Source organism: Nonomuraea guangzhouensis, assembly GCF_019396345.1.
Classification (GTDB): domain Bacteria; phylum Actinomycetota; class Actinomycetes; order Streptosporangiales; family Streptosporangiaceae; genus Nonomuraea; species Nonomuraea guangzhouensis.
The window spans coordinates 61438-86673 of the sequence record NZ_JAHKRM010000007.1 but is presented as its reverse complement, the minus strand read 5'-3'; the positions used below and the strand labels follow the sequence as shown (position 1 = coordinate 86673).

At 70.1% G+C, this 25236-nt stretch carries 19 protein-coding genes; 7 read left to right on the top strand and 12 right to left on the bottom strand.

What is annotated here, in order from left to right:
• Positions 1–17: 17 nt before the first annotated feature.
• The 6 genes from KME78_RS15585 to KME78_RS15560 form a co-directional block, all read right to left on the bottom strand.
• Positions 18–2018 carry a prolyl oligopeptidase family serine peptidase gene (locus KME78_RS15585; protein ID WP_219529606.1) on the bottom strand — a complete coding sequence of 667 codons (2001 nt, stop codon included), beginning with the start codon at positions 2016–2018 and terminating at the stop codon, positions 18–20.
• The gene (locus KME78_RS15580; RefSeq protein ID WP_219529605.1) at positions 2015–3913 is read right to left on the bottom strand and encodes an ATP-binding cassette domain-containing protein; all 1899 of its coding nucleotides are present in this window, start codon (positions 3911–3913) and stop codon (positions 2015–2017) included. Before KME78_RS15580 ends, KME78_RS15585 begins: the two co-directional genes overlap by 4 nt.
• On the bottom strand, positions 3910–5811 hold the full coding sequence (locus tag KME78_RS15575; RefSeq protein ID WP_308126967.1) for an ATP-binding cassette domain-containing protein: 1902 nt from the start codon (positions 5809–5811) through the stop codon (positions 3910–3912). The genes KME78_RS15580 and KME78_RS15575 overlap by 4 nt, the downstream gene beginning before the upstream one ends.
• 73 nt (positions 5812–5884) lie before the next feature.
• The gene (locus KME78_RS15570; RefSeq protein WP_214639519.1) at positions 5885–6016 is read right to left on the bottom strand and encodes a SapB/AmfS family lanthipeptide; all 132 of its coding nucleotides are present in this window, start codon (positions 6014–6016) and stop codon (positions 5885–5887) included.
• A gap of 3 nt (positions 6017–6019) precedes the next feature.
• Entirely contained in the window at positions 6020–8578 is a 2559-nt protein-coding gene (gene lanKC, locus KME78_RS15565; RefSeq protein ID WP_219529604.1) for a class III lanthionine synthetase LanKC, read from the bottom strand.
• Between the two features lie 76 nt (positions 8579–8654).
• Complete coding sequence (locus tag KME78_RS15560) at positions 8655–9761, bottom strand: sensor histidine kinase (RefSeq protein ID WP_219529603.1); 1107 nt, start codon at positions 9759–9761, stop codon at positions 8655–8657.
• A 218-nt stretch (positions 9762–9979) separates the two neighbouring features.
• Between KME78_RS15560 and KME78_RS15555 the strand changes: the two genes are divergently transcribed.
• Both KME78_RS15555 and polX read left to right on the top strand, forming a co-directional pair.
• Positions 9980–10948: an aldo/keto reductase gene (locus tag KME78_RS15555; protein WP_219529602.1), complete on the top strand. Its 969-nt coding sequence runs from the start codon at positions 9980–9982 to the stop codon at positions 10946–10948.
• Between the two features lie 292 nt (positions 10949–11240).
• Positions 11241–12923 (top strand): DNA polymerase/3'-5' exonuclease PolX, encoded by a 1683-nt coding sequence (gene polX / locus KME78_RS15550; protein WP_219529601.1) that lies wholly within the window; start codon positions 11241–11243, stop codon positions 12921–12923.
• A gap of 55 nt (positions 12924–12978) precedes the next feature.
• On the opposite strand, the gene KME78_RS15545 is transcribed toward polX, so the two are convergent.
• Positions 12979–13572: a dihydrofolate reductase family protein gene (locus KME78_RS15545; protein WP_219529600.1), complete on the bottom strand. Its 594-nt coding sequence runs from the start codon at positions 13570–13572 to the stop codon at positions 12979–12981.
• Between the two features lie 342 nt (positions 13573–13914).
• Between KME78_RS15545 and KME78_RS15540 the strand changes: the two genes are divergently transcribed.
• Positions 13915–14667, top strand: a complete 753-nt coding sequence (locus KME78_RS15540) for a hypothetical protein (protein WP_219529599.1) — start codon at positions 13915–13917, stop codon at positions 14665–14667.
• Positions 14668–14874: 207 nt separating this feature from the next.
• Here the strand turns inward: KME78_RS15540 and KME78_RS15535 are convergent, their stop codons facing one another.
• Entirely contained in the window at positions 14875–15492 is a 618-nt protein-coding gene (locus tag KME78_RS15535) for a hypothetical protein (RefSeq protein WP_219529598.1), read from the bottom strand.
• A 797-nt stretch (positions 15493–16289) separates the two neighbouring features.
• Here KME78_RS15535 and KME78_RS15530 point away from each other — a divergent pair.
• Both KME78_RS15530 and KME78_RS15525 read left to right on the top strand, forming a co-directional pair.
• Positions 16290–17336 (top strand): sulfite oxidase, encoded by a 1047-nt coding sequence (locus tag KME78_RS15530; RefSeq protein WP_219529597.1) that lies wholly within the window; start codon positions 16290–16292, stop codon positions 17334–17336.
• Between the two features lie 142 nt (positions 17337–17478).
• Positions 17479–19056 (top strand): WS/DGAT/MGAT family O-acyltransferase, encoded by a 1578-nt coding sequence (locus tag KME78_RS15525; protein WP_219529596.1) that lies wholly within the window; start codon positions 17479–17481, stop codon positions 19054–19056.
• Here the strand turns inward: KME78_RS15525 and KME78_RS15520 are convergent.
• Both KME78_RS15520 and KME78_RS15515 read right to left on the bottom strand, forming a co-directional pair.
• Entirely contained in the window at positions 18994–19539 is a 546-nt protein-coding gene (locus KME78_RS15520) for a TetR/AcrR family transcriptional regulator (protein WP_219529595.1), read from the bottom strand. The two genes, KME78_RS15525 and KME78_RS15520, sit on opposite strands and share 63 nt — an antisense overlap.
• A gap of 70 nt (positions 19540–19609) precedes the next feature.
• Positions 19610–20554: an alpha/beta hydrolase gene (locus tag KME78_RS15515; RefSeq protein ID WP_219529594.1), complete on the bottom strand. Its 945-nt coding sequence runs from the start codon at positions 20552–20554 to the stop codon at positions 19610–19612.
• Between the two features lie 37 nt (positions 20555–20591).
• Here KME78_RS15515 and KME78_RS15510 point away from each other — a divergent pair, with 37 nt between their 5' ends.
• Together KME78_RS15510 and KME78_RS15505 are read left to right on the top strand one after the other, a co-directional pair.
• A complete protein-coding gene (locus KME78_RS15510) occupies positions 20592–21521 on the top strand; it encodes an aldo/keto reductase (RefSeq protein ID WP_219529593.1) in 930 nt (309 codons plus the stop codon).
• Between the two features lie 105 nt (positions 21522–21626).
• Positions 21627–23126 carry an APC family permease gene (locus KME78_RS15505; protein WP_219529592.1) on the top strand — a complete coding sequence of 500 codons (1500 nt, stop codon included), beginning with the start codon at positions 21627–21629 and terminating at the stop codon, positions 23124–23126.
• A gap of 24 nt (positions 23127–23150) precedes the next feature.
• Here the strand turns inward: KME78_RS15505 and KME78_RS15500 are convergent, their stop codons facing one another.
• Both KME78_RS15500 and KME78_RS15495 read right to left on the bottom strand, forming a co-directional pair.
• A complete protein-coding gene (locus tag KME78_RS15500; RefSeq protein ID WP_219529591.1) occupies positions 23151–24761 on the bottom strand; it encodes a monocarboxylic acid transporter in 1611 nt (536 codons plus the stop codon).
• Positions 24758–25087, bottom strand: coding sequence for a DUF485 domain-containing protein (locus KME78_RS15495; protein ID WP_219529590.1), 330 nt, complete (start codon positions 25085–25087; stop codon positions 24758–24760). The genes KME78_RS15500 and KME78_RS15495 overlap by 4 nt, the downstream gene beginning before the upstream one ends.
• Positions 25088–25236: the final 149 nt, after the last annotated feature.

Here is a 25236-nt window from a genome sequence, read left to right as displayed (position 1 = left end):
GTTGGTTTCAGGGCCGATTACGGCGTTGGTTTTAGGCCCGTGTGGGCGGCGGCGAAGGCGAGCACGTCGGCGGCCAGGCTGATCGACCTGCTGACCGCCCGCGCGCCGTGGCCGACGTCGCGCTCGTGGCGCAGCAGGATCGGCCGTTCTCCCGCCGTCGCCCACTGCAGGGCCGCGCACATCTTGCGGGCGTGCATCGGATCCACCCGCGAGTCGGCGCCGGAGACGGTGAACAGTGTCGCCGGGTAGTCGACCCCCTGGCCGACGTGGTGATAGGGCGAGTAGCCGAGCAGCCAGCCCAGCTCCCCGGGATGGTCCGCGGAACCGTACTCACCGGCCCAGGTCGCCCCGAGCCCGGACCTCTCGTACCGCACCATGTCCAGCAGCCCCGCGGAGCACACGACGGCGGCGAACAGCCCGGGCCGCTGCGTCATGGCGGCTCCCACAAGCAGCCCGCCGTTCGACTCGCCCCAGACGGCCAGCCGGCCGGGCGTCGTCCATCCGTCGGCGATCAGCTTCTCGGCGGCGGCGATGAAGTCCTGGAAGACGTTCTGCTTGCGGTCCAGCATGCCGTCGCGGTGCCACGCCTCGCCTTCCTCCCCGCCGCCGCGCAGGTTGGCCACGGCCAGCACGCCGCCGGACTCGACCCAGGCGAGGGAGTCGGCCGCGTACCCGGGGGTGAGCGACATCCCGAACCCGCCGTAACCGGTCAGGATCGTGGGCCGGGGGCCGCCGGAGTGCGGGCGGGCGACGACCACCATGCGGACCCGGGTCCCGTCGGTGGAGTCGTACTCGAGCTGGTGACTCTCCACCCGAGCGCCCTTCCGCGCCGCCCCGCTCACGGCCGGCGCCGCGCTGGGGGCGGTCGATGACCAGAGGGTGGTCGTTCCCTCGTGGGCGTCGTAGCGCCAGACCTCCACCGGGGTGGCCGCGTCCGTGTAGGCGAACCACGCCTCGTGGCCGCCGCCGGGGCGGGAGGTCAGCGAGGCGATGGAGCCGCTGCCGGGCAGCGGGACCGTGCCCAGGCGTTCGCCGGTGGCGACATCGTGCAGCGCGATCTCGCCGACCGCGTGGCGGGTCCTGGCGACGAGCAGCCGCCCCCCGTCGAGCAGCGTGAACGCCCCGAGCACGGCCTCGGGATCCTCCGGGACGAGCTCCTCCCACGCGGCGGGGGTCGCCGGGTCGGCGACGCAGAGCCGGCGCCGGGGCGCCTCGTGGTCGGTGACGATGTACAGGCGGTCGTCCGGGCCCACCGCCGCCGCGCTGCGCGCCGCCACGCCTTCCTGGATCACCTTCTGGGCGAGGTGCTCGGGCGGGCCGGCGGAGAGGTCGGCGAGGTAGAGGTCGTTCCGGGCGGGGGTGCCCGCCGAGATCACCAGCCAGCGCCCGTCCGCGCTGATCTGCAGGCCGTACGAGACCGCTCCACGGGTGAAGACCTGGATGTCTCCGCCGGCCCTGCGCAGGTGTACGCCTTGGTGGAAGCGGACGTAGAAGAACTCCCTGCCACCGGGCAGCCAGGCGACCGGCGAGTAGCGGCAGCCGCCGATCGGGCCGTCGACGATCTCGCGGGTGGCGACGTCCATGACGTACAGGTCCGCCCGCTCGTCCCCGCTCCTCGACAGCTGGTACGCCAGCAGCCGCCCCTCCCAGTCGGGCTGCCAGTCGTCCAGCGTGGTGAGGCCGGTGGCGTCGAGCTCCATGGGGTCGAGCAGGGGCCGGTCGTCGCAGTACAGCACCGGGTGCTCCTGCCCCGCGGACTGGGACAGGTGGAAGCGCCGGTCGCCGCGCCATACCGGTGGGGTGGTCATTCCGGTGACGCTGAGCTCGGCCAGGCGCTTCTGGAAGTGTTCGCGGAGGGGGAGGCGGGTGGCGTGGTGCTGCCAGAGCCGGTCCTGTTCGGCCAGCCAGGTACGGGTGGCGGGATCGGCGGCGTCCTCCAGCCAGCGGTAGGGGTCGGTGACGAGGTGGCCGTGCAGCTCCTCGACGAACGACAGGCGTGCTGCGTCCGGATATTTCATGACACGGGCTCCGGTTGCCAGTAGCCGGACAGGTCGGCGTACGTGGGTGAGCGGCGTACGAGCTGGTCGTGCGTGCCGACCACGGCCTGGCCGGCGTCCATGAGCAGGATGCGGCGGGCGCGCGTGGCCGAGGTGAGGCGGTGGGCGACGACGATCAGCGTGCCGCCCCGCCGCGCGAACGCGTCCTCCACCCGCGCCTCGGCCGCCGGGTCGAGATGACAGGTGGCCTCGTCCAGGATGACCAGGCTCGCCGGGGCGAGATAGGCGCGTACGAGGGCGATCAGCTGCCGCTGCCCGGCGGACAGGGCGCCGGGGTCGAGCTCCGCCGGGCCCGCCGTCAGGCCGGTGGCGCCGAGCGCGGCGATGGCGGCCTCGACCTGGTGGGGTGGCGCGTCGCTCAGGTACGTGAGGTTCTCGTGCAGCGAGCCGCGGAAGACGTACGCCTCCTGGGGGATCAGCACCCGCGCGGCGGGAGACACGTCGACGGAGGGGACCCCGCCGATCCGGACGTCACCGGTGTCCGGCTGGATCAGACCGCTGACCAGGGCCGCCAGGGTGGACTTACCAGCACCGCTCGGCCCGACCACCGCCAGATGATCACCCTCGGGAATGTCCAGATCGAGCCCGTCGATCACCGCCTCGGAGTGCGGCCCATAGGCGAACGTCACCCCCCTCAACCGCACACCACCCACCGACGACCGCTCCGAACCCGCCGTCAAGGCCACGGTGGCCTCCGTCAGGACCGCAGGCGCCTGCCTTGTGCCCGCCATGGGGGCTGAGGGCGCCTCCCCCGGGCCCGCTATGGGGGCTGTGGTCCCCTGCCCCGCTCCCGCCGCCCGGGCCTGGACCTCAGGCGAGCACCCCACGCCTGCCGAGGGGACCGCTTCCAGGCCCGCCGTCAGTGCCTCGGGCGAGAGCTCTGAGCCCGCTGACCCCGGGGCCGCGGACGGGACCAAGGGGCCGGAGGTGGCGATGCGGCGGAGGGTGGCCACCAGGCTGACGCCGCTGACGCCGAGGCCCTGGACGAGACCGTTCAGGGCGGGGGCCAGGGACTGCGTGACGTAGGCCAGGGCGCCCACCACGACCCCGGCGCCGGCGCCGCCGCTGAGCAGCCAGGGCGTGCCGCCCAGGACCAGCACCACGGGCAGCCAGGCGCCGACGGCGAGCGCGATCGTGCGCACGGCGGTCACGCGGGCCAGACCGCGCGCCGCCGACGCCTGTGCCTCGACCCGGTCGGCCAGCGCGGCGCCCACGCGGTCCTCGGCGCCGCAGGCCACGATGTCACGCAGCCCGCCGGCCATACCCGTCATCGACTCGGCGAGCCGCTCGTCGGCCATCAGGAAGGCCCGCTGCCGCCGCGCCAGAGCGGGCAGCGACACCAGGAACAACCCCAGCCCGGCGGCGAACGGCGGCAACACCAGCAGCGCCGCGGCCGGAGCCAGCGTGAGCAGCCCCAGCACCACGCTCACCACAGTGAACGCGAACCCGCGCACGGTCGTGATCACCGCCGCGAAGGCGTCCCTGGCCAGCTCGACCTGGAGCCCGGCCCGGGTGACGGCGGCGGTGTCCGGGCAGGCGGAGATCGAGTGGGCGGCGCGGCGCATGGCCCCGCCGACGACGTGGGTGAGCAGATCGTCCCGGAACGGCTCGGCGACCGCCGCCACCGCGAGGATGACCTGGCGGGCGGCGACCGCGGCGACCAGCCACGTGCAGCCGAGCGCCGCCAGCCAGGCCAGCCCCACGGAGGGGCGGGCCACCGCGAAGCCGTCCTCGATGGCGCGGGCGACGGCGTACCCGATGAGGAACGCGGGCCCCGCCTCCAGCACCGACCACAGACAGATGCGCACCAGCGCGTACGGCCGGCGCCGCAACGCCCGCCACAGCAGCGTCCTCATGAGACGTCTCCCTGGAACACGGCCCGGTAGCGCGGGTCCTGCCACAGTTCGTGATGCGGCGCGTGGCCGAGCACCGTGCCGTCCGCCAGCCAGACGACCCGGTCGGCGCGGGACGCCGTGGTGAGCCGGTGGGCCACGATGAGCCGGGTACGTCCCCGGGACTCGGCGGTGAGGGCGTTGCCGACCTGGCGTTCGGTGACGGTGTCGAGGCTGGAGGTGGCGTCGTCGAGCACCAGGAGGCGTTCTCCTTGCGCGAACGCCCTGGCCAGGCCGATCCGCTGCCGTTCGCCGCCCGAAAGCGGGGTGTCCGCCATAGAGGTCGCGTATCCGTCGGGCAGGCGGCGGATGAACCCGTCCGCGCACGCCGCCGTCGCCGCCGCGGGCACGGCCCCGTGGTCGTCCGTGCCGAGTCCGATGGCCTCGCCGACCGTGTCGCCGACCAGGACCGGCCGTTCGAAGGCGTACCCGATGGCCCGCCGCAGCTCGGTGCGGTCCAGCTCCGGCAGCGGTACGCCGTCCAGCAGCACCGTTCCGCCGGCGGGGTCGGCCAGCCGCGCCGCGAGGGCGGCGAGCAGCGACTTGCCGGAGGCGGATCGCCCCACCACGGCGGTGACGGAGCCACCGGCGATCACCAGCTCGTCCACGGCCAGACCGGCTGCGGTGACCCCCCGAAACTCCACAACACCGAGCCCGCCGGGCCCCACGTCGACGGCTGAGGCTGCGTGGGGGGCCGAGGACACATGAGGGGCCGGAGCCACCTGCAGGGCCGAGGCCGCCTCAAGGGCCGAGGCCGCGTGAGAGGCGGGGGCCACGTGAGAGGCGGGGGCCACGTGAGAGGCGGGGGCCACGTGAGAGGCGGGGGCCACGTGAGAGGCGGGGGCCACGTGAGAGGCGGGGGCCACGTGAGAGGCGGGGGCCACGTGAAGGGCCGGGAGGCGGCGGGTGCCGTAGCGGGTGGTGGGTAGGGCGAGGAGTTCGGCGACGCGGCCGGCTGCCGCGCGTGCCCGGGCCAGGCCGCCGATGTGGCCGAGCGAGGTGCTCAGCGCCGCGCCCAGTACCGCGTACCTCGCCGCCGCGTACAGTTCGCCGATCGTGAGGTCGCCCGCGGCCAGCCGGAGCCCGCCCACGGCGAGTACGGCCACCTCCACCAGCGGCACGATGAGGCCCGCCTGGATGCCGGCGGAGGCGTTCGCCCGCCACAGCTCCATGCCGTGAGCCCGCAACCGGTCCAGAGGTCCCAGGACCCGGCGCGTCTCGCGATCGGCGGTCCCGGCGGCGGCGATCGTACGGGCGCCGCCGAGCGCGTCCACCAGCCGGGCGGCGATCTCGCCCTGAACCTCCTGGTAGCCGCCGGCGATCGTGGTCGTGGCACGCAGGAAGGCCCGCAGGACGAGCAGGATGAGCGCGATCCCGGCGACCAGCGTCGCGGTCAGCGCGGGGTCGATGAGCGTGAGCGCCACCAGCGCGCCCGCCGTGGGGACGAGCAGCGCCAGCGCGCCGGTCACGGACTCGGGGGCTCGGCCGGCTTCCTCGGTGTTCAGGCCGGCACGGGTGACCAGCTCGCCTTCGGCGAAGCGGCGGGTCACGGCGGGGCCGACGCCCAGCACGTGCCGCAGGACGGACAGACGCAGCCGGGCGGCCGCGTACGCGCTGCTCGCACCGCGCGCCCAGACCCCGGCGCTCTCGCAGAGGATGATCCCGGCGACGATCACCGCGCAGGCCGCCAGCCAGGAGGTGGCCTCGGGCCGGGCGGACACGAAGCCGTCGACGGTCCGGCCGGCCGCGTAGGGCAGTGCCAGTTCTCCGGCCGCTCCCACAATGGCCGTGACCGCCAGAACGGCGGGCCACGGGCCGCTTCGGCGTACCGCGTCCATTACCAGCCGGTCTCCGGCCCGCACGACTGTCTCCCTCCACGTAAAAGAGAGCGATCCCCGCGCCGCAATGAGCGGCGCGGGGATCGGCGCCTATTTATCAGTGACAAAGTGCGACACTGAGGTTGCTCGGGTGGCCTGACTGACACGTCAGAGCGGTCAGGGTGCTGCCGCCGCTGGCGACGTCGCTGCTGGCCGGGGTCTCGAGACCCTGCAGGTCGAGAAGTACCATGTTCTACACCTCCTTCTGGGACTGGTTGGAGACAGGCCGCCGTTGGGCGGCGGCCTCGAGGAAGGGCAGGCGTCGCGGCTGTTCGCCCATCACTGTGCCGAGGGCGAACAGGACGCCTGCCGTTCCGGTCGCGAAATCCATGGAGAAGCGCAGCAGTTGGTCGCCGGGGAAGGCCAGTCCGCCGCCGTACGGCAACGCGTGCCAGCGCATACCCTTGACCTGGGCGTCGGCCGGCCCGCCGAGCCCGCAGCCGAGGGCGGCGACGATGCCCGCGCGCCCGGTGAACAGCCCCGGCTGGACGAAGAACCCGGAACGCGCGACCAGCCGCAGATCGCGTAACGCGGCCGCGAACGTCTCGTCCTCCCGGTGCGCGAGATAGCGGGCGAGCACCACGCCGATCCCGACGGACCCCTCGTCCAGGTACGGCAGCAGCCGCCAGCCCTGGTTCACCTGGAGCGAGCCGTCCTCGGCCGCGCGGCAGCGGCGCAGGTCCTGCCGGAGCGCGACGGCGGCCAGGTCGAGCAGCGCCGTGTCACCGGTGCGTTCGTAGGCGTGCAGGAACAGCAGGGCGGGTCCGGAAGAGCCGTACATGAGCCCGGCCCGTGGATTCGTGCCGCCGCTGAGCTCGGGGACGTCGTCGGCGCCGCCGAGCCGGTCCGCGCAGATGTCGACGGCCCGGAGCGCGCTCCGTTCGAGTTCGGGGTCGTCCATGTGGAAGAGGTTCAGTCCGATGCCGGACAGGCCGGAGAAGAGCGCCGATTCCAGGCGGTCCCACTTCTCGCGCAGGCTGATCTCGATCACGTCGAGCGCGTCCTGCCGGTGGCCGAGCAGGTCGAGTACGTGGGCGATGCCGTGCAGGCCGTCGTAGAAGCCGAGGCCGGAGCCCGGTGCCGGACGCTTGGCCCGCGAGAGCAGCCAGTTCTCGTACTCGGGGAAGCGTCCGGCTCCGGTCGCCTCCAGGGCGTACAGGACGCCGGCGGCGCCGTACGCGAGGTTCAGTCCGCCGCCCGGCTGGAACTGGGCCACGTCGCCGGGGAAGAGCCGGTCGTCGCGTTCGGGTGTCGCGGCGGCCCGGATGGCCCGCCACATGGCGGCGCGCAGGTCGGGCCAGGGGGCGCTCCCGGGCATCGGCAGGGCGCGCAGCTCGCCGTCGTCGCGCTCGTCGCCCGCGATCGTGGACACGGCCGGCGCGATCTCGGGGGTGAACGTGTCGCCCACGATCTCGCCGAGGTGCCGGATCTTGGCCCGGTGCAACGGCAGCATGATGGTGCACTGCGGGGCGAACAGCCCGAGCCGTAAGCAGGCCATCGCGTACCTGTCGACGTCGACACCCTGCCGGTCGGCCGGCGCCACGTACGCGGGGTGGGCCAGCGCGGCGCGACTGCCCTCCTCGGCCAGCGTGGCGACCTCGTAGTCGATGAGCACGACGCGGCCGCTCTCGGTCAGCAGGATGTTGTCGGGGTGCAGGTCGCCGAAGACCACGCCGCGCTCGTGCAGCGATCCGAGCGCCCGCTCCACCCGGTCCAGGGTGTCGAGGGCCCAGTCCGTGTAGCCGGCGATGTCGTCCGGGGTGCAGGTCGCCCGGGTCAGCGGGTACCTGTGCACCAGGCGCCGTTGCAGCGTGGTCCCGTCGACGAACTCCTGCACCAGGAAGTGATGCTCGCCAAGGGTGAAGTAGCCGAGCAGGTCCGGCGCCGCGGGCAGCCCGGCCAGGCGCTGCAGGATGTCGCGCTCGTGCGTCAGCCGCGCCACCGCGTCGCGTCCCGCCGTGTCGAGTCCGGCATGCGGCCTGGCCTCCTTCAGCACGACCCGGTCGCCGGTCCGCTGGTCACGGCCGAGGTAGACGCCGCCGCCGTTGGAGAAGTGCAGCACCTTCTCGATCGCGTACGGCAGGCCGGTCGTGGTCACGGCGTTGCGCGCGGCGAGATGGGGTTCGAGGAACTCGGGCAGTGTCGTCCACGGGGGCACCGAGAACGTGGCGCCCCGCACGTCGGGCACGAGTTGCCCGCCGCCGTCCTCGATGGCCAGCACCCGCTCGCCGCCGCCGGACAGGCAGTGCCGCTCGGCGAAGCCGCCGTAGCGGACGAACAGCGGTCCCTCGCCATAGCGCAGGTCGCTCAGGATGTACGGGCCGCGCACGTCGCGCAGGAGTTCGTCCAGCTCTTTGAGGACGAGTTCGAGCTGGCCCTCGTCGCGGGGATAGATCGTGATCAGTTTGCCGCTCGACGCCCGCGAGGCCGCCTTGGAGTTGAGCATGACGTGGACCGGGACACCGCGCAGGAACTTGAACGCGATCCCGCGGGACATGCAATAGTCCCAGACGGTTTCCACGGCCCTTTCGGCGTCGTCCACACGGGCCGACACGTGAATCTTCCAGCCCTGGGAAGGCAGGGGCGCCACTCCGCCCGGCGCGTAATAGCACCAGGTCTCGGTCGCCTCGTGCAGCCATCCTTCGGGAACCGGCCGGCGCACGATGGGGAAATCAGCATCCTCGGCGGTGCTGTGCTCGAGGGTGTCGTAGAAACGACCATCCGCGAGGCAGTACAGCTCGTACTGGTCCATCTGACGCGACCTCCCGTGCGTTGTCAATTAGAGAATGACAACTCGCGAAGAAGGCGTCTAGTAACACACGACATTACTAAGGTGTGCTTATCTCATAGGCATTTGTGAGTTTTACACGTTTGTTTATCTGAGGGACATAAACCGAAAAGGTGAATTGGCCGCTGCGGACCGCGGTGATCTCCAGCCAGCCGCCCAGTCCGGACACCCGTTCGGTGAGGTTCATCAGGCCTTGGCCGGGCTCTCCCGCCCTGCGTACCGGACGGACGCCGTCGTTCTTGATCGACAGCCGGACCAGCTGGTCGCCTTCGAGCAACTGGATGGCGCAGTGCCGCGCCTCCGCGTGACGCAGCACGTTGGTCACGCCTTCGCGCAGGGCGTGGGTGAGCGCGTCGGCGACGTCCCCGGGCAGCTCCCGGCAGCTCACCCGGATCTGGCAGCGCACCCCGACCGACTCCAGCAGGGCCCGGGCCGAGCTCATCTCCCTTTCCAGCGAGGAGCGCCGCTCGCCGTGGGCGACGGCCCGCACGTCCCCGGCCAGGGTGCGCAGGAGTTCCAGCGTCTCGCACACCTCCAGCCTCGCCTTGTCGTTGCCCTCCTCGACCAGCCGCTCGATGAGCTGCGTCTTCAGCACCAGGGCGGTGAGCCGGTGGCCCACCAGGTCGTGCAGGTCCCTGCTGAAGCGGCGCCGTTCGAGCGCCACGGTCGTACGGATGGCGTCGGTCCTGGCGGCGGCCAGTTGCTGCGCCCGCGCGGCCAGGCTCACCAGCGCGAACTCCATCAGGCCGAGCACCGGACCGGCCAGCGCCCACCCGCGGTCCGTGAGCGTCTCGCGGGGAGCCGCGAGCAGGACGGGCCCGCAGCACACGGCGAGCGCCACCAGCGCCGTCGACCGGATCCGCTCGGCCACCAGCAGCAGCGCCCCGGCCAGCAGCCCGCACATCGGCGTCCACGCCGCGCCGAACAGCGCCAGCGGCAGGTACGTCAGCCACGCCTGCACACCGACCAGCCACCACGCCGCCGACCCGCGCGCCAGAGTCCCCAGCACGAACTGGGCGTGGACGGCCAGCAGGACGAGCAACGTCACCGAGGCCGTCAGCGAGAATCCGGAGCCGGCCAACCCCCACTGCACCGGAACCGTCAGGGCGAGGAGCCCGGCCGTGAAGGCCAGCCAGGCCATGTTCATCGGGGACGACGGAACCACTCCGAGCAAGCGCAGCCGGGGAACCGGCTGGCTTCCTAATGCATTCACTCGTCCCCCGATACGCTGCGTCGCGAGCACCGAACCGACCATCTTCCCTGTTCCCACGTGGATTCTGGAAAGCTTCTTGGCTACTTCGAGCACCACTCCCTGCCCGCCCCCGCCTGACTTACGCCGCGCGACGTGGTCCTAGGGTTGCCGGTATGGATTACAGACGACTTGGTGACACCGGCCTGCGGGTCTCGCGCATCTGCCTGGGCATGATGAGCTACGGAGATCCGGCCAGGCAGGAATGGGCGCTGCCCGAGGACGAGGCCGAGCCGCTCGTCCGCCGGGCCGCCGACGGCGGTGTCACGTTCTTCGACACGGCCGACGTCTACAGCGCCGGCGCGAGCGAGGTCGTGACGGGCAACGTCCTGCGCAAGATCTTCCCCCGGCGCGAGGACTATGTGCTGGCCACCAAGGTCTATTTCCCGATGGGCAAGGGGGCCAACGACCGGGGCCTGTCGCGCAAGCACATCCTCAACTCGATCGACGCCTCGCTGCGCCGGCTGGGCACCGACTATGTGGACCTTTACCAGATCCACCGGTGGGACGACGAGACGCCCATCGAGGAGACCATGGAGGCGCTGCACGACGTGGTCAGGTCGGGCAAGGTCCGCTACATCGGCGCCTCGACCATGTGGGCGTGGCAGTTCGCCAAGGCGCAGCACGTGGCGCAGGACAACAGGTGGACCAGGTTCGTGTCCATGCAGAACCACTACAACCTGCTCTACCGGGAGGAGGAGCGGGAAATGCTCCCGCTCTGCGCCGACCAGGGCGTGGGCGTGATCCCGTGGAGCCCGCTGGCGCGCGGCGTACTGGCCCGCGCGGGCGCGTCCGAATCGACGACCAGGGCCGGATCCGACGCGCGGATCGATGCCCTCTACGATCCCGCGAACGACCGGCTCATCCTGGACCGGGTGGCGGAGGTCGCGCGTGAGCACGGGCTGCCGGCGGCCCAGATCGCGCTGGCCTGGGTGCTGCACCAGCCGACCGTCACCGCGCCGATCGTCGGGGCCACCAAGCCGGGCCACGTGGACGACGCGCTCGCCGCGCTGTCGGTGTCGCTGTCCGACAAGAACCTGGCGTCCCTCGCCGACCCGTACCGGCCCCGTGATGTGCGCATGTAAGTAGTTTTTACGGCCGGCACGGGAGGACCCACCCGCCCTACGGTGCTGGGGTCTCTCCAGGGGAACGCTCCTCCGGTGGAGGTGGTCGGGCGCCGTTACGTGCGTGTTCTTGACCGTCTGGGTGGTCGTTCCGCGGCCGCCTGGACGGTCGGTTCTTCCCTCGACACTGTACGCGTCCGACCGGTCACTGTCGCGTATCGCCTCTAATAGGGTCTGTCGGACCTCACGTCGGCTCCGTCGGCGCCTGGCCCCGTGCTCGCCGTTTGTCGGAGTGGATCCCTAAGCTGGCTCCATGGCTAGGGCTAACGATGATGCGGCGGCGGCGCTCACCGAATACGCGGAGCTGTTCGCGTTGACCGGCGGCGACGCGTTCCGGGTGCGGAGCTATCAGAAGGCCGCCAAGGCGATCGCCGGGTTCCCCGAGGACATCTCGGTGGCCGACGTACGCGGCGTGCCGGGCGTGGGCGAGGCGATCGCCAAGAAAATGGAGGAGTTCCTGCAGCGCGGGAGCTTCCGCCAGCTCGACGACCTGCGCGGCCGGGTGCCCGAAGGGGTGCGGCGGCTGACCCGCGTGCCGACCCTGGGGCCGAAGACGGCGATCATGCTGTTCGAGGACTACGGCATCGACTCCCCCGTGGCACTCGGCGAGGCGATCACCTCCGGGCGGCTCGACGGCGTCAAGGGGCTCGGCCCGAAGACCCTCGCCAACCTGCTCAAGGGCATCGAGCAGCTCGAACAGTCGGGCCGCAGGGTGCACATCGGCGTCGCCATGTCGCTGGCCGAGCAGGTGATGACGTCGCTGAAGGCCGAGCGCATCGCCTACGCCGGGTCGCTGCGGCGGATGAAGGACACGATCGGCGACATCGACATCCTGGCCGTGGCACCCGAGTCCATCATGACGGAGTTCCGCGCCCAGCCCTATGTCGCGGAGGTCATCGCGGCGGGCGACAAGAAGACGTCGATACGCACCACGTCCGGCCTCCAGGTGGACCTGCGCGTGGTGCCCGCCGAGTCGTGGGGCGCGGCGATGCAATACTTCACCGGCTCCAAGGAGCACAACGTCGCCATCCGGGAGATGGCGGTGAAGAAGGGGTGGAAGCTCTCGGAATACGGGCTGTTCGAGGGTGAAAGGGTGATCGCCTCGGAGTCGGAGGAGGACATCTACGCCGCGCTCGGCATGCAGTTCGTACCTCCGCCCATGCGCGAGGACGGCGGCGAGGTGAAGGCGGCGCTCCGCGGCGAGCTGCCGGCCCTCGTCCAACTCGCCGATCTCAAGGGCGACCTGCACACGCACACCAACCTGACGGACGGCATCGCCTCGCTGGAGGACATGGTGGCGGCCGGCCACGCCCGCGGCTACGTCTACTACGCGGTCACCGACCACGCCCCTGACCTGGCGATGCAGCGGATGACCCTGGACAAGGCGCTGGAGCAGCGGCGGCAGGTGGCGGACCTGCAACAGAAATATCCCGACATGCGACTCCTGCACGGCACCGAGCTCAACATCGCCCCCGACGGCTCCGTCGACTGGCCCGGCGAGGTCCTGCGCGAGTTCGACGTGTGCGTGGCCTCGGTCCATTCGCACTTCAGCATGTCCCGGGACGAGATGACCCGCCGCTTCATCGCCGCCTGCGAAAACCCCTACGTCGACATCATCGGCCATCCGACCACCCGCAAGATCGGCAAACGCCCGCAGGTGGACGCCGACTGGGAAGCCGTCTTCCGCGCGGCCGGCCGCACCGGCACGGCCATGGAGATCGACTCGTTCCCGGACAGATCCGACCTGCCCGCCGACCTGGTGCGGCTGGCGAAGCACCATGGGGTGAAGTTCTCGATCGACAGCGACTCCCATGCCATTCCCCACCTGACGAACCAGCGGTTCGGCATCGGGATCGCCCAGCGCGCGTGGCTGACCACGGAGGACGTCATCAACACCTGGCCGTTGGAGCGCCTGCTGGCCTTCCTCGGCCGGTAGACGCGGTCATCGCTTCGCGGACTTCGAACGGGCAGAATCCCCGGGATTCTGCCCGTCAGTCCTTCGCCACCTCAAACCTCAGGTGCGTGGCGAACGGAGACTCCAGCACCCGGGTCCGGCGCAACCGGACCTGCTCACTCCCGATCTCGAACAACCTGATCCCCGCCCCCAGCAGCACGGGCGCCAGATGGATCTGCAGGTCGTCGACGAGCCCGGCGCGGAGAAACTGCCGTCCCACATCGGCCCCGCCACCGATCGCGACGCCCCGATCCCCCGCCACCGCCCGAGCCCGCGCCAACGCGCTCTCAACACCGTCGGTGACGAACGTGAACGGCGAGCCCTCCCTGACCCACTCCTCCGGCGGCCGATGAGTCATCACGAAACAGGGCAACCCACCCGGCGAATGACCACCCCAGGCCCCCGAAATGTCGAACATCCTCCGCCCCACGATGATCGCCCCCACCTCACCGACCAGCTCGCCCAGGACCTCCGCGTCGATCCCCTTCGCCGCGAAACTGCCCCACTCGCCACCATGCACCCATTCGTGCAGAACCTCCCCACCCTCCCCGAGCCCCCGCCCAGGCTCGTCGTTCGGGGCGGCGATGAAACCGTCAAGCGACATCGAAATCGAGAAGATGACCTTTCCCATGTAGCCCCTCCAACCACTCGTGGTCGCGTTCTGTCTCCATGAAGAGACGGCCCGGCGCCTCAAAACCCATCACACGACGGCCCATCCGGCCACCCCACGAAGACGTTCCCGACGAAGCCGGTCTCCCGAAAGCGATCCCCACGAAACCGCTCCCCCGAAGCCGCCCTACGAGGGCGATCCCCACGAAGGCGGTCCCCGAAGGCGATCGCCACGAACGACATGCCACCACGGCCCGACCCGCCCGCGGGTCATCCCCGAGGATGACCACCCACAGGTTGATGTGGCCCCCAGCGGAACACGAGAAAGTAGTCCCCACCACCACCCCACGAAGGGACGGCGATCATGCCACCAGCGCCCAAACGATCGAGAGCCCTGCCGCGAGCCCGCAAGATCTGGACCCGGACTCTCGCAGCGCTGGCTGTCCTGCTCGTCACCGCCGTCGCCGGCGTGGCGGTGGCCTACCCGTCCGTGGCCGCCACGACCTGCCCCGGCTGCTACGGCCTGACAGAGCTCCGCCCAGGCGTCTACATCGAGCACGACCTGTCACCCCAGCAACGATCACAAGTCAGCCAGACGGTCGACGCCGCCGTGAAGAGAGTCGACACCTTCTACGGCGGCAGAAAGAGCTCACCCAGCCTGCTCATCTGCACCACCGAGGAGTGCTACCAGCACATCGGCGGCCACCAGGAGCGCGGCATCGCCGTCCTGGACCGCTCGGTGATGCTGTCACCCCGCGGCCTCGACACGGTCATCGCTTCCCACGAGATGTCCCACGTCGAACTCCACACCCGCCTGACCTCTGGGGCAGAGGTCCCGCAGTGGTTCGACGAGGGCCTCGCCGTAGTCGTCTCCGAAGACCCCCGCTACCTCGCCCCACGAACGACCGCCGACCGCTGCCTGGTCCCACCGACCGCGCCACTACCGGTCACCTTGGACGAGTGGCTGAGCACAGCCAGCAAGGAGCCGAACACGTATGCCAAGGCCGCCTGCCAAGTAGACCGCTGGCTCCGGGCCAACGGGGACCGGCAAGGCCTGGATTCCCTCATCCAGCACCTCAACGCCGGCAAGCCCTTCGACTCACTCGTCCCCAACTGACCACCCACCCGCTCATCCACCCGCAGCTCGGTCTCGCCCCTCGGCTCGCCCCCGAACGGCGGACGTGGAGCAGGGTGATCCTCTATAAGAGGGTCGCAGCGAACGCGACCTACGCGAGCACGCCATCAACCACGCTCTTCACACCGAACGAACGTGACCCGCGCAAGAAGCCCAGTCAGCCTCCGTAAGTCCTGCTCTGCGGAAACCTCAGGCGGTCCGAGGAGGCGAGTACAGCCACGGATCGCGCAGGTCGAAGTAGGTGGGCTCGCCCTCGAACAGTCCCTTCCACTCCTCGAAGAGCTCCCGCGTCTCGGCCGGGAGCGGCTTGCCCTCGCCCTCTCTGGCCGCCTGCTCGGAGGTGAAGTACGCGACCTCGGTATATCCGCCGTCCCCGTGGAGAGCGGCGAACCCACCGATGAGGTCAGGCCGGAACTCGGCCAGGCTCCGCTCGCCCTGGGCGATGACCTCGCGCATCCGCTGCGGGTCCCGGATCCGTCCCTGCATCACCTGGACGAACCCCGCCGCATCTGACCCGCCCTTCAGGTACGTGAACACCTCGTTGCAGTCATGGAAGGCCACCTCACCGCTGAAGAGCTTGGCGGTCTCGGCCCACCACTGACCCTGCTCGGGCCGCTCGCTGTTGCGCCGTGCCACCTCCCGTGACTCGAATCGCGCCGTGTTCACGAACATGCCGTCGTCCGTCACGCCGGCGGTCGTGCCGAGCCAGCCGTCCGCTCCCGGCGCGAGCTCGGCATGCCATCGGTCCAACGACGTCCGCATCTCGCCGATGTCCGTGATCTGTCCCTGAATGATCTGGATGAACATCGCGGCCCCCTCGCTGTGTACCTCACAACCACGCTAGGAGCCGGCCCGTGAAGGTCGAGATGTCAGGGCCCCATGCCATGTCCAAAACTTGCTGTCGCTCCTTGACCATGGCGACCAAACACCATCCGCCGTCCCCTCCAACCGACCGTTCAGGAACCCGCCCACCGAACGGCCACCTCTCACGGCCCCACCAGCACACCTCCATAACCCCGCCACCATGTACCGCCACCCCCAACCCCCCAGAAGCCGCTCCCACCGAAGAGTCGCCGCTCACGGCCTCGCCAGCACGCCTCCATAGCCCCTCGCCAGCCAGCGGCCCACTTGCGGCCTCACTCGCATGCGTCCATGGCCCCGCCACCATGGGCCGCCATCCCCACCGTCCAGGAGCCGCCCACCGAACGGTCACCTCTCACGGCCTCACCAGCACGCCTCCATAGCCCCTCGCCAGCCAGCTGCCGGTCACCACTTGCACTGGCATGCGTCCATGGCCCGCCACCATGGGCCGCCATCCCCACCGCTCAGAAGCCGCTCCCATCGACCGCTCAGAAGTCGCCGTTCAGGAGTCGCCAGTCAGCCGGTCACCTCCTGCGGCCTCGCCAGCATGCCCCTGTAGCCCCGTCGCCAACCGGCTGCCGGTCGCCTCAGGAGGCCTCGCTGGCATGCCTTCATGGCCTCGTCGCCATGTGCCGCCCGCTCAAATCGCGGGCATGTTCTCATGCGGACCAGCTGGAGAGAACCCCCGAGTCGCGATTAAATGGTTTCCCAGTAGGAAATACGGACTATGGAGGTGACGCCCCATGGAGCAAGCTCTCGCGACGATCGTCAAACCGTTGCCCGCCCACCTGTTCAGGGTCCACGACGGCAGCGCCGAGATGCGGTGGGAAGCCATGGCCGGGCAGGGATACCACACCCCAATAGACCGATTTTTCGTGCGGAACCATACGTACACCCCCAACATCGACCCCACGACCTGGCGGCTCCGGCTCCACGGTCCCGGGCTGCGATGTCCTGGCGAGTACACCTACGACCAGCTTCGGGCCATGCCGTCACGGACCATCGACGCCGCGATCGAGTGCGCCGGAAACGGGCGTCGGCTGTACGGGACGCAGCAGCACAATCCGGCCCCGGGCACGCAGTGGGGGCTGGGCGGGATCGGGGTGGCGCGGTGGCGCGGGGTGCCGCTCAGGTACCTGCTCCAGCACGCGGGCCTGCGGCGGGATGCCGTGGATCTGCTGCCGAGCGGCCTCGACGCGCCGTTCGAGGACCACGGGCATGTACGCAGGCCGCTCCCGGTCGGCAAGGCCATGGACGACGTGCTGGTCGCCTACGAGATGAACGGCCAGCCGCTCCCGCCCGATCATGGATTTCCGGTACGCCTGGTGGTGCCGGGATGGGTGGGAATAGCGTCCATCAAATGGCTGGGTGACATCGAAGTGGCGACCCGCGAGCTCACTTCGCCGTGGAACACCGTGTTTTACCGCGACGTGACGACCCAGCCGGTGAAGAGCGCTTTCGAGCTCGCGTGGAATGCGCGGCTCATGGCTGGCCGGCCGTACATCCTGCACGGCAGGTCGTGGTCGGGACAGGGGCGGATCGTCCGGGTCGAGGTCAGCATCGACGGCGGGCGGAGCTGGCATCAGGCCGAACACCACGGCCGGCACCTGGTCAGCGCCTGGTTGCCATGGCACATCGAATGGGCGCCCAAGCCGGCGGGGGCGTACGAGCTGATGGCTCGGGCGACCGACGAGACGGGCGTGACGCAGCCTTTGACCACGCCGCACCACCCGTTCGGATATCACTTCGGGGCCGTCGTACGACACCCTATTTCCGTTGTCCACGGATAGAGAATTGTCACCGATCCGGTGTGAGCTGGGCATTGACTAAAGGGTCGTACGGCCTACCCGAATTCATCTGAAAGACTCTCGCGGAAACGTCGCGGCAATCCTCGCGTGTGATGGTAGCCACATTCCGAGAAAGGGAGAGCAGATGCGCCAGCTCACCGCCCTCGACGCCCAGTTCCTCAATGTCGAGTCCGCGACCACCGCAGCTCACGTGGCGGGCCTGGCGATTCTTGATCCGGCCGACGGCCACGTGACCCGCGACAACCTCGCGGCCCTGCTGCTGGAGCGGCTGCACCTGTCGCCCGCGCTCAGCCTGCGACTGGCGGAGGTGCCGCTCGGGCTCGACCGGCCTTACTGGGTGCCCGACCCCGATTTCGAGATCGGCAACCACCTGTTCGAGATGACGCTGCCCGCGCCCGGCGGTGAGCGGCAGTTGGCCGAGGCGGTGGCCGCCATCCACGCCCGCCGGCTCGACCGGGCTCATCCGCTGTGGGAGATGCACCTGATCAACGGGTTGGCCGACGGTCTGGTCGGTGTCTACACCAAGGTGCATCACGCGGCCATCGACGGCGTCTCAGGCGCGGAAACGCTCGCCACACTGCTTGACCTCTCCCCCAACGCCCGCCACGCACTCCCGCTCACCTGCAAGCCGGGTCAGACGCCAATCAAGAAGGAGCGAGGGCGAAAGGACCGAACGGACCTGACAGGCAAGGTCGTGGACAAGGCACCGGACGCGACTCGCCAAACCACGGAAGACCAGACCCCCACCCTGATAAGCATGCTGTCAGGCGCCGCCGTCCAGACCGCGACCCACCCCATCCGCGCCCTCCGCTCAGCCGTCAAGGCAGCCGGCGACCTCGACGCGATCCCCCTGGCCGCCACCATCCCCGGCTCGCGGCTGATCGCCAAGGCGGCCAGGTTCGTCGCCCGCGACGGAAAACGCCGCCCCGAACTCCCCGATCTCGCCGCCCCGCGCACGCCGTTCAACGGGCCGATCAGCGGACGCCGGCATCTGTCGTTCGGTTCGGTCTCGCTCAAGGACGTCAAGAACGTGGCCAAGGCCAACGGGATGAGCGTCAACGACATCGTCATGGCGCTGTGCACGTCGGCGCTGCGGTCGTGGCTGGAGGAGCGTGACGCGCTGCCCGACGAGCCGCTGATCGTCGCGGTCCCCGTCGCGGTCCGTACGGCAGGCGCCGGGGAGGTGGTGGGCAACCAGATCTCCGCCATGGTCACCCCGATGCCCACGCACATCGCCGATCCGGTGCGACGGCTGCGGACCGTCGGCGCCACGATGAGCGCGGCCAAGCGGCGCTTCGCGCTGGCGCCGCCCGCCTGGCTGAACGAGCTCTGCTCGCTGCTGCCCGCGCCCATCACCAGCCTGGCGACCCCGGCGATCTTCCGGCTGGCGTCGGTGACGTTCCCGCCGATCAACCTGATCATCAGCAACGTGCCCGGGCCGCAGTTCCCGCTGTATCTGTGCGGGGGACGGATCCTGTCGTACTATCCGCTGTCGGTGCTGACCGACCTGAGCGGCGGCGTGAACATCACCTGCTTCTCCTACGACGGCATGCTCGACTTCGGCGTGGTGGCCTGCCCTGAGCGGATGGACGACGTCTGGGGGCTGCTCTCCCACCTGAAGTCGGCCCTCGACGAGCTGTCAGATGAGCGAGTGGGCGATGAGTTCCGCGACCGCGTCGGGGTCGATCTGGTGGCCGGTTAGCTGGCAGAGGTTCTCCTGGTAGAGCAGTACGGCCGCGAACGTGGCCGCCGCCACCTCCAGCCGGGCCGCCCCGCCCCGCGCGCCCGGCAGCGCCAACTCGAGCGCGAACCTGGCCCGTCTGATCAACTCGCCGTTGAGGCGGCCGAGCCGCTCCTTGACCGAGCCGTGCGTGTCGGCCTCACGGAACAGGATGCGCCGCATCGCCGGTGAGGCATGCAGCGGCAGCCTGCGGGCCAGCCGCGACAGCGTGCCCGCCGGGTCGCCGGGCACGGCGTCGACCTCGTGCCCCTCTTCGACCAGGGTGCGCTCGTCGATCAGCGCGACCAGGACGTCGATCTTGCGTGGGAAGTAGTGGAAGATGAGCCCTTTGGGCACCGCGGCCAGCCTGGCGATGAGCGCGGTCGGCGTGGCTTCGTAGCCGCCACCGGCGAAGAGTTCCTCCGCCGCGTCCAGGATGCGCGTCCGCGCGTCGCCGACCTCCACAGCCGCACCCTAGCGGCACCTATAACCCCCCGGTAATGCCGTGAAGGCGAGAGCCTCGTACGCGCGGGCCTCATGGAGCGCCGATGGCCCGGGTGAGCATGGGGTAGGCCCGATGCAGCTCCCGCTGCCAGGAGGCGTGGTCGTGCCCACCTCGGTAGAAGTGCGTGCGTACGGGAATCCCCAGTCTCTCAAGCCGCCCCGCGAACGCTCGCGCGGCCCGGTTGGCGAGGTCCTCGACCAGGTCGCCGGCACCCGCGGCCACGTAGAGGTCGACCCCCTTGAGCTTCCCGGCCTGGTCGTAGGGGTTGTGGGCGCGCCACACGGCGCGCTGCTCGGCCGGATCCCCCCAGACGCGCTTCCAGTCGGTGCCGAAGCAGCCGATCGTGGTGCCCGCCATCACGGCCTGCGGCACGCCGGGTTCGAGGATGTGCACGGCTCCGCTGAAGGAGGCCGCGGCCTTGAAGTAGCCCTTGGCGGCGTACAGCATCGCGCCCTGACCGCCCATCGAATAGCCCGCGACGGCCCGCTCCCGCCCGGCGCGGTAGCGGGATTCGAGCAGCGGCAGCAGCTCTTTGAGGTGGTACGTCTCCCAGCGCGGCGGGCCACCGTCGCCTCCGTTCCACCAGTCGGAGTAGCTGCCGCACCTGCCGCCGTCGGGCATCACCACCATCAGCCCAGAGTCCCGGGTGAGCGCGTCGACGTCGGTCTTGGCGGTCCACGAGGCGTAGTCGTCGAGGCCGCCGTGCAGCAGCCAGAGCACCGGCCAGTCACGGCGCGACTCCCAGTCCGCGGGGAGCAGCAGGCGGACCTTCGTGGTGCCGGCCAGCGCCCGCGACCTGATCGTCAGCTCCATCCTGCGCTCGTCGAGCCGCTTCTCCGCGACCACCTCGGCCGAAAGCGGCTGGGTGGCGGGCTCGTCCTCACGATGGAGCAGGAGCACGGCCGTCGTGGCCAAGGCGAAAAGGCCGCCGGCGACGACCATGCCGATCAGGCAGCCGCGTAATCGGGATGCCACCGCAGTCTCCTTTTCCGGTGCGCGGATAATAGCGAAGATGAGATCGATCGCCACCACGGATCTGACCGTGTTCCCGATATGTCTGGGCACCAACGTCTTCGGCTGGACCGCCGACAAGGCGGCGTCCTTCGCGGTGCTCGACGCGTACGTCGAGGGCGGTGGCAACTTCATCGACACGGCCGACGTCTATCCCTACTGGGCCACGGGCGAGTCCACCTCCGAGATGATCATCGGTGACTGGCTGGCGGAGCGCGGCAGCCGCGACTCGATCGTGCTGGCCACCAAGGTCGGCATGCTGAAGGGTCTGGAGGGCCTGGCGCCCGCGACCATCCGCACCGCCGTCGAGAACTCTCTGCGCCGGCTGCGTACCGACCGGATCGACCTCTACTGGGCGCACGTCGACGACCGCGACACCCCGCTCGCGGACACGCTGGCCACGTTCGGGGCGCTGATCGAGGAGGGCAAGATCCGCCACATCGGCGCGTCCAACTACGCCTCCGACCGGCTGGCGGAGGCGTTGCGGGTGGCCGGCGACGGGGGCCTGCCCAGGTACGTCGCGCTCCAGCAGCCGTACAACCTGGTCGAGCGCGGTTATGAGGGTGAGCTGCGGGACGTGGTGGTCAGGGAAGGGCTGTCCAGCACACCGTACTTCTCGCTGGCCCGCGGCTTCCTGACCGGCAAGTACACGCCAGGGACCACGATCGACAGCCCGCGGGCGGGACAGGCGGCCTCCTACCTGGAGACGGAGCACGGGCCGCGGGCGATCGACGCCCTCACCAAGGTGGCCGCCGAGCGGGGCGTCGAACCGGCGGCGGTGGCGCTGGCCTGGCTCGCCGCCCAGCCCACGATCACCGCGCCGATCGCCAGCGCCCGTGACGTCAAGCAGCTCCAGCCGCTCCTCACGGCGGCCGCCCTCACCCTGACCGCCGACGAACTGCACCTCCTGGACGAAGCCTCTCGCCCCTGACACTCCAAGCGCGAAGGAAACACTCCGCGCGGAGCCCACGTGGCTGCTTGACGCCGATCGGGGCGCGGCGGATCTTGGCAGGTAGACGCTGCTGAGGGGGCGCTCATGACGACGTCCGGCGACGACCTGCTGTCCGAGCGGGTGGCGGGCGGGATCCTGCCGAAGGTGCTCACCACGTTCGACATGGTCGCCATCTTCGTGGCGATCGTGCTGTTCATCACGAACGCCGCGGTGATCCAGAGCGCCGGTCCGGCCGCGTTCGGCTGGTGGATCATCGCGTTCGCGCTGTTCCTCATCCCGTGCGCGATCGTGACCGGGCAGCTCGGCGCCATGTTCCCCGGCGAAGGCTCGATCTACCTGTGGACCAGCAAGGCTTTCGGACCGTTCTGGGGGTTCTTCGCCGGGTTCTGCGCGTGGTGGCCGGGTGTGCTGGTGATGGTGGCCACGGGCACGCTGACGATCTCGTTCCTCGGCTTCGTGTTCCCCGCCGTGGGCGGCCTGTCGGTGCAGGCCCAGGGCGGGCTGATCGTGGCGATCCTGGTGCTGGCCGCCGTGCTGGCCGTGCTGCGGTTCCGGCTGACGCAGAACGTGGTCAACGTCGTCTTCCTCGCGTACGGCCTGGCCATCCTGCTGATCTTTCTAGCCGGAGTCGCCCACCTGCTGAAGGGGAACGCGGCGGCGACGAACCCGTGGGACTTCGCGGCCTGGAGCCCCTCGGCCGAGCACGGGATCAACTTCGCCAACTGGAGCTTCTTCGGCCTGGCGGTGCTGGCCCTGCTCGGCGTCGAGGTGCCGCTGAACATGGGGGTGGAGATCCGGCAGGACCGCGCGGTCACCCGCTACCTGCTGTGGGGCTCGCTCGCCGTGATGGTCGCCTACCTCGCCGCCACCTGGGGGGTGATGGTCTCGGTCCCGGCGGACAAGTCCGCGCAGATCACCGCGGTGGCCGCCGCGGTCGGCATCGGGCTGGGCGACTGGGCGGGCAAGCTGGTGGCGCTGCTGCTGGCGGCGGTGTTCTTCATCATCACCGTCGTCTACAACTACTCCTTCGCCCGCCTGATCTTCGTCTCGGGACTCGACCGGCGGCTGCCCGAGGCCGTCTCGCACGTCAACGCGCAGAAGGTGCCGGACGTGGCGGTGTGGATCCAGACGGTGCTGGCCGCGCTGTTCACCGTGGTGGCGTTCGTCGTGGTGCCCTTCGCGGCGGCGGCGCCCGCCGAGGCGCAGACCGAGGTCTACAACGTGCTGCAGGCGGCGGTCACCGTCATCTGGTGCCTGTCGATCGTGGTGCTCTTCATCGACGTGCTCATCATCGTGCGCCGCTACCGGACCCAGTTCGAGGCGCGGCGGCTGGCCTCGCCCGCGGTCTTCTGGGTGGCCTCGATCGTCGGCGCCCTGGCCTCGCTCGTGGGGGTGGTCGCCACGCTGTCGGGCTCGTGGACGCCGCTGATTTCCAACGACGCCGGCTCCTTCGTCCTGTTCGGGGCGCGGATCGCCTACGGCACGTGGTTCTGGCTGGTGGGCGGCATCGCCCTGGCCTCGCTCCTGGTGGGCGCCCTGTTGTACCTGCTCGGCGCGGGTGGCAGGCAAAAGGGCCCGGCCTGAGCCGGACCCTTCGACCTGCGCGTGTCAGTGCTTGGTCGCCTGCTCGGCGCCGACACCGGTGAGGGAGCGGACCTCGATCTCGGCGTACTTGGCCGCGTTGTACTCCTTGCTCATGATCGTGCCGAGGTAACCGAACAGGAAGCCCAGCGGGATCGAGATGATGCCCGGGTTGCTCAGCGGGAACCAGTTGAAGGCGGCATCCTTGATCAGGGCCGTCTCCGACCCGGACACCACCGGCGAGAAGATGACCAGCACGAGCGCGGAGACCAGGCCACCATAGATGGCGCTGACCGCTCCCGCGGTGTTGAACCTCTTCCAGAACAGGCTGTAGAGGATCGCCGGCAGGTTGCCCGAGGCGGCCACCGCGAACGCCAGCGCCACCAGGAACGCGACGTTCTGCCCCTGGGCCAGGATGCCGAGGCCGATCGCGACCGCGCCGATGACGAACGCCGAGATCCGGGCCACCAGCACCTCTTCGCGCTCGGTGGCGTTGCCGCGCCGGAAGACGTGCGCGTACAGGTCGTGCGCGAAGCTGGAGGAGGAGGCCAGCGTGAGCCCGGCCACCACGGCCAGGATCGTGGCGAAGGCCACCGCGCCGATCAGCGCCAGCAGGATCGTGCCGCCCGCCGAGCCGAGGAACGTCTCGCCGACGGCCTTGGCCAGCAGCGGTGCGGCCGTGTTGCCCGCCTTGTCCGAGGCGGCGATCGCCTTGCTGCCGACCAGGGCCGCCGCGCCGAAGCCGAGGACCAGGGTGAGCAGGTAGAACACACCGATGATGCCGATGCCCCAGAGCACCGACTTGCGGGCGTCCTTGGCGGTCGGGACCGTGTAGAAGCGGATCAGGATGTGCGGCAGGCCCGCCGTGCCCAGGACCAGGGCGAGGCCGAGGCTGATCAGGTCGATCTTGCCGGCCAGGCCCTGCGCCGCCGTGCCGTACTTGAGGCCGGGGATGAGGAAGCTGCCGTTCTTGCCGCTCTGCGTCGCCGCGTCGCCCAGCAGGGACGACAGGTTGAAGCCGTAGTGCGCCAGAACCAGGATCGTGATCAGGGCGGCGCCGGTCATGAGCAGCACGGCCTTGACGATCTGCACCCAGGTGGTGCCCTTCATGCCGCCGAACACCACGTACACGATCATCAGGGCGCCCACCCCGACGATCGTCCACGCCTTGCCCGAGGGGCTGGTGATGCCGAGCAGCAGGCCCACCAGGGCGCCCGCGCCCACCATCTGCGCCAGCAGGTAGAAGATGCTGACCGTGATCGTGGACACGCCCGCGGCGGTCCTGACCGGGCGCGGGCTCATCCGGAAGGCCAGCACGTCGGCCATGGTGAACTTGCCGGAGTTACGCATCAGCTCGGCGACCAGCAGCAGCGCGACCAGCCACGCCACCAGGAAGCCGATGGAGTAGAGGAACCCGTCGTAGCCGGACAGGGCGATGATGCCGGCGATGCCGAGGAAGGACGCGGCCGACATGTAGTCGCCGCCGATCGCCAGGCCGTTCTGCACGCCGCTGAACGACCGGCCGCCCGCGTAGTAGTCGGCGGCCGTCTTGGTCTGCCTGCTGGCCCAGAACGTGATGACCAGCGTCAGCGCGACGAAGGACAGGAACAGGATGGTGGCCAGGGTCTCGGACTTCACTTGACCTTCTCCTCGACCTCGTGGCGGAGCTTGTCGGCGATCGGGTCGAGCTTCTTCTCCGCGTGCCTGGAGTAGGCCCACGCGATCGCGAACGTCGACACGAACTGGAGCAGGCCGAAGACCAGCGCCACGTTGATGTTGCCGAACAGCTTGATCCCCATGAAGTCACGCGCCCACCCGGACAGCACCACATAGAGCAGGTACCACACCAGGAAGGCCGCGGTCATCGGGAACGTCCACCGCCGGAAGCGCCGCTTCAGGTCCTGGAACTCAGCGCTTGCTTGGATTTCTTCATAGACGGATGCGTCATGTTCTTTAGTCGTCACGAGCCCTCCACTGTGATGCGGATCACGCACAAGATAGGAGCGCAACCTACCCTGGGAGGAGGCCCAGGAACATGTGGTTCGACGAGCCGCCGCAGCTCAGCGCCTAGTTGGGGCGGGGATGCGATGAAAGGTCCTTTCCACGCGATGAA

What these genes read in the sequence shown, in the direction of transcription:
- KME78_RS15585 (WP_219529606.1), bottom strand. Translation starts at nt 2,018, where the DNA reads ATGAAATATCCGGACGCAGCACGCCTGTCGTTCGTCGAGGAGCTGCAC.
- KME78_RS15580 (WP_219529605.1), bottom strand. Translation starts at nt 3,913, where the DNA reads ATGAGGACGCTGCTGTGGCGGGCGTTGCGGCGCCGGCCGTACGCGCTG.
- KME78_RS15570 (WP_214639519.1), bottom strand. Translation starts at nt 6,016, where the DNA reads ATGGTACTTCTCGACCTGCAGGGTCTCGAGACCCCGGCCAGCAGCGAC.
- lanKC (WP_219529604.1), bottom strand. Translation starts at nt 8,578, where the DNA reads ATGGACCAGTACGAGCTGTACTGCCTCGCGGATGGTCGTTTCTACGAC.
- KME78_RS15560 (WP_219529603.1), bottom strand. Translation starts at nt 9,761, where the DNA reads ATGAACATGGCCTGGCTGGCCTTCACGGCCGGGCTCCTCGCCCTGACG.
- KME78_RS15555 (WP_219529602.1), top strand. Translation starts at nt 9,980, where the DNA reads ATGGATTACAGACGACTTGGTGACACCGGCCTGCGGGTCTCGCGCATC.
- polX (WP_219529601.1), top strand. Translation starts at nt 11,241, where the DNA reads ATGGCTAGGGCTAACGATGATGCGGCGGCGGCGCTCACCGAATACGCG.
- KME78_RS15545 (WP_219529600.1), bottom strand. Translation starts at nt 13,572, where the DNA reads ATGGGAAAGGTCATCTTCTCGATTTCGATGTCGCTTGACGGTTTCATC.
- KME78_RS15540 (WP_219529599.1), top strand. Translation starts at nt 13,915, where the DNA reads ATGCCACCAGCGCCCAAACGATCGAGAGCCCTGCCGCGAGCCCGCAAG.
- KME78_RS15535 (WP_219529598.1), bottom strand. Translation starts at nt 15,492, where the DNA reads ATGTTCATCCAGATCATTCAGGGACAGATCACGGACATCGGCGAGATG.
- KME78_RS15530 (WP_219529597.1), top strand. Translation starts at nt 16,290, where the DNA reads ATGGAGCAAGCTCTCGCGACGATCGTCAAACCGTTGCCCGCCCACCTG.
- KME78_RS15525 (WP_219529596.1), top strand. Translation starts at nt 17,479, where the DNA reads ATGCGCCAGCTCACCGCCCTCGACGCCCAGTTCCTCAATGTCGAGTCC.
- KME78_RS15510 (WP_219529593.1), top strand. Translation starts at nt 20,592, where the DNA reads ATGAGATCGATCGCCACCACGGATCTGACCGTGTTCCCGATATGTCTG.
- KME78_RS15505 (WP_219529592.1), top strand. Translation starts at nt 21,627, where the DNA reads ATGACGACGTCCGGCGACGACCTGCTGTCCGAGCGGGTGGCGGGCGGG.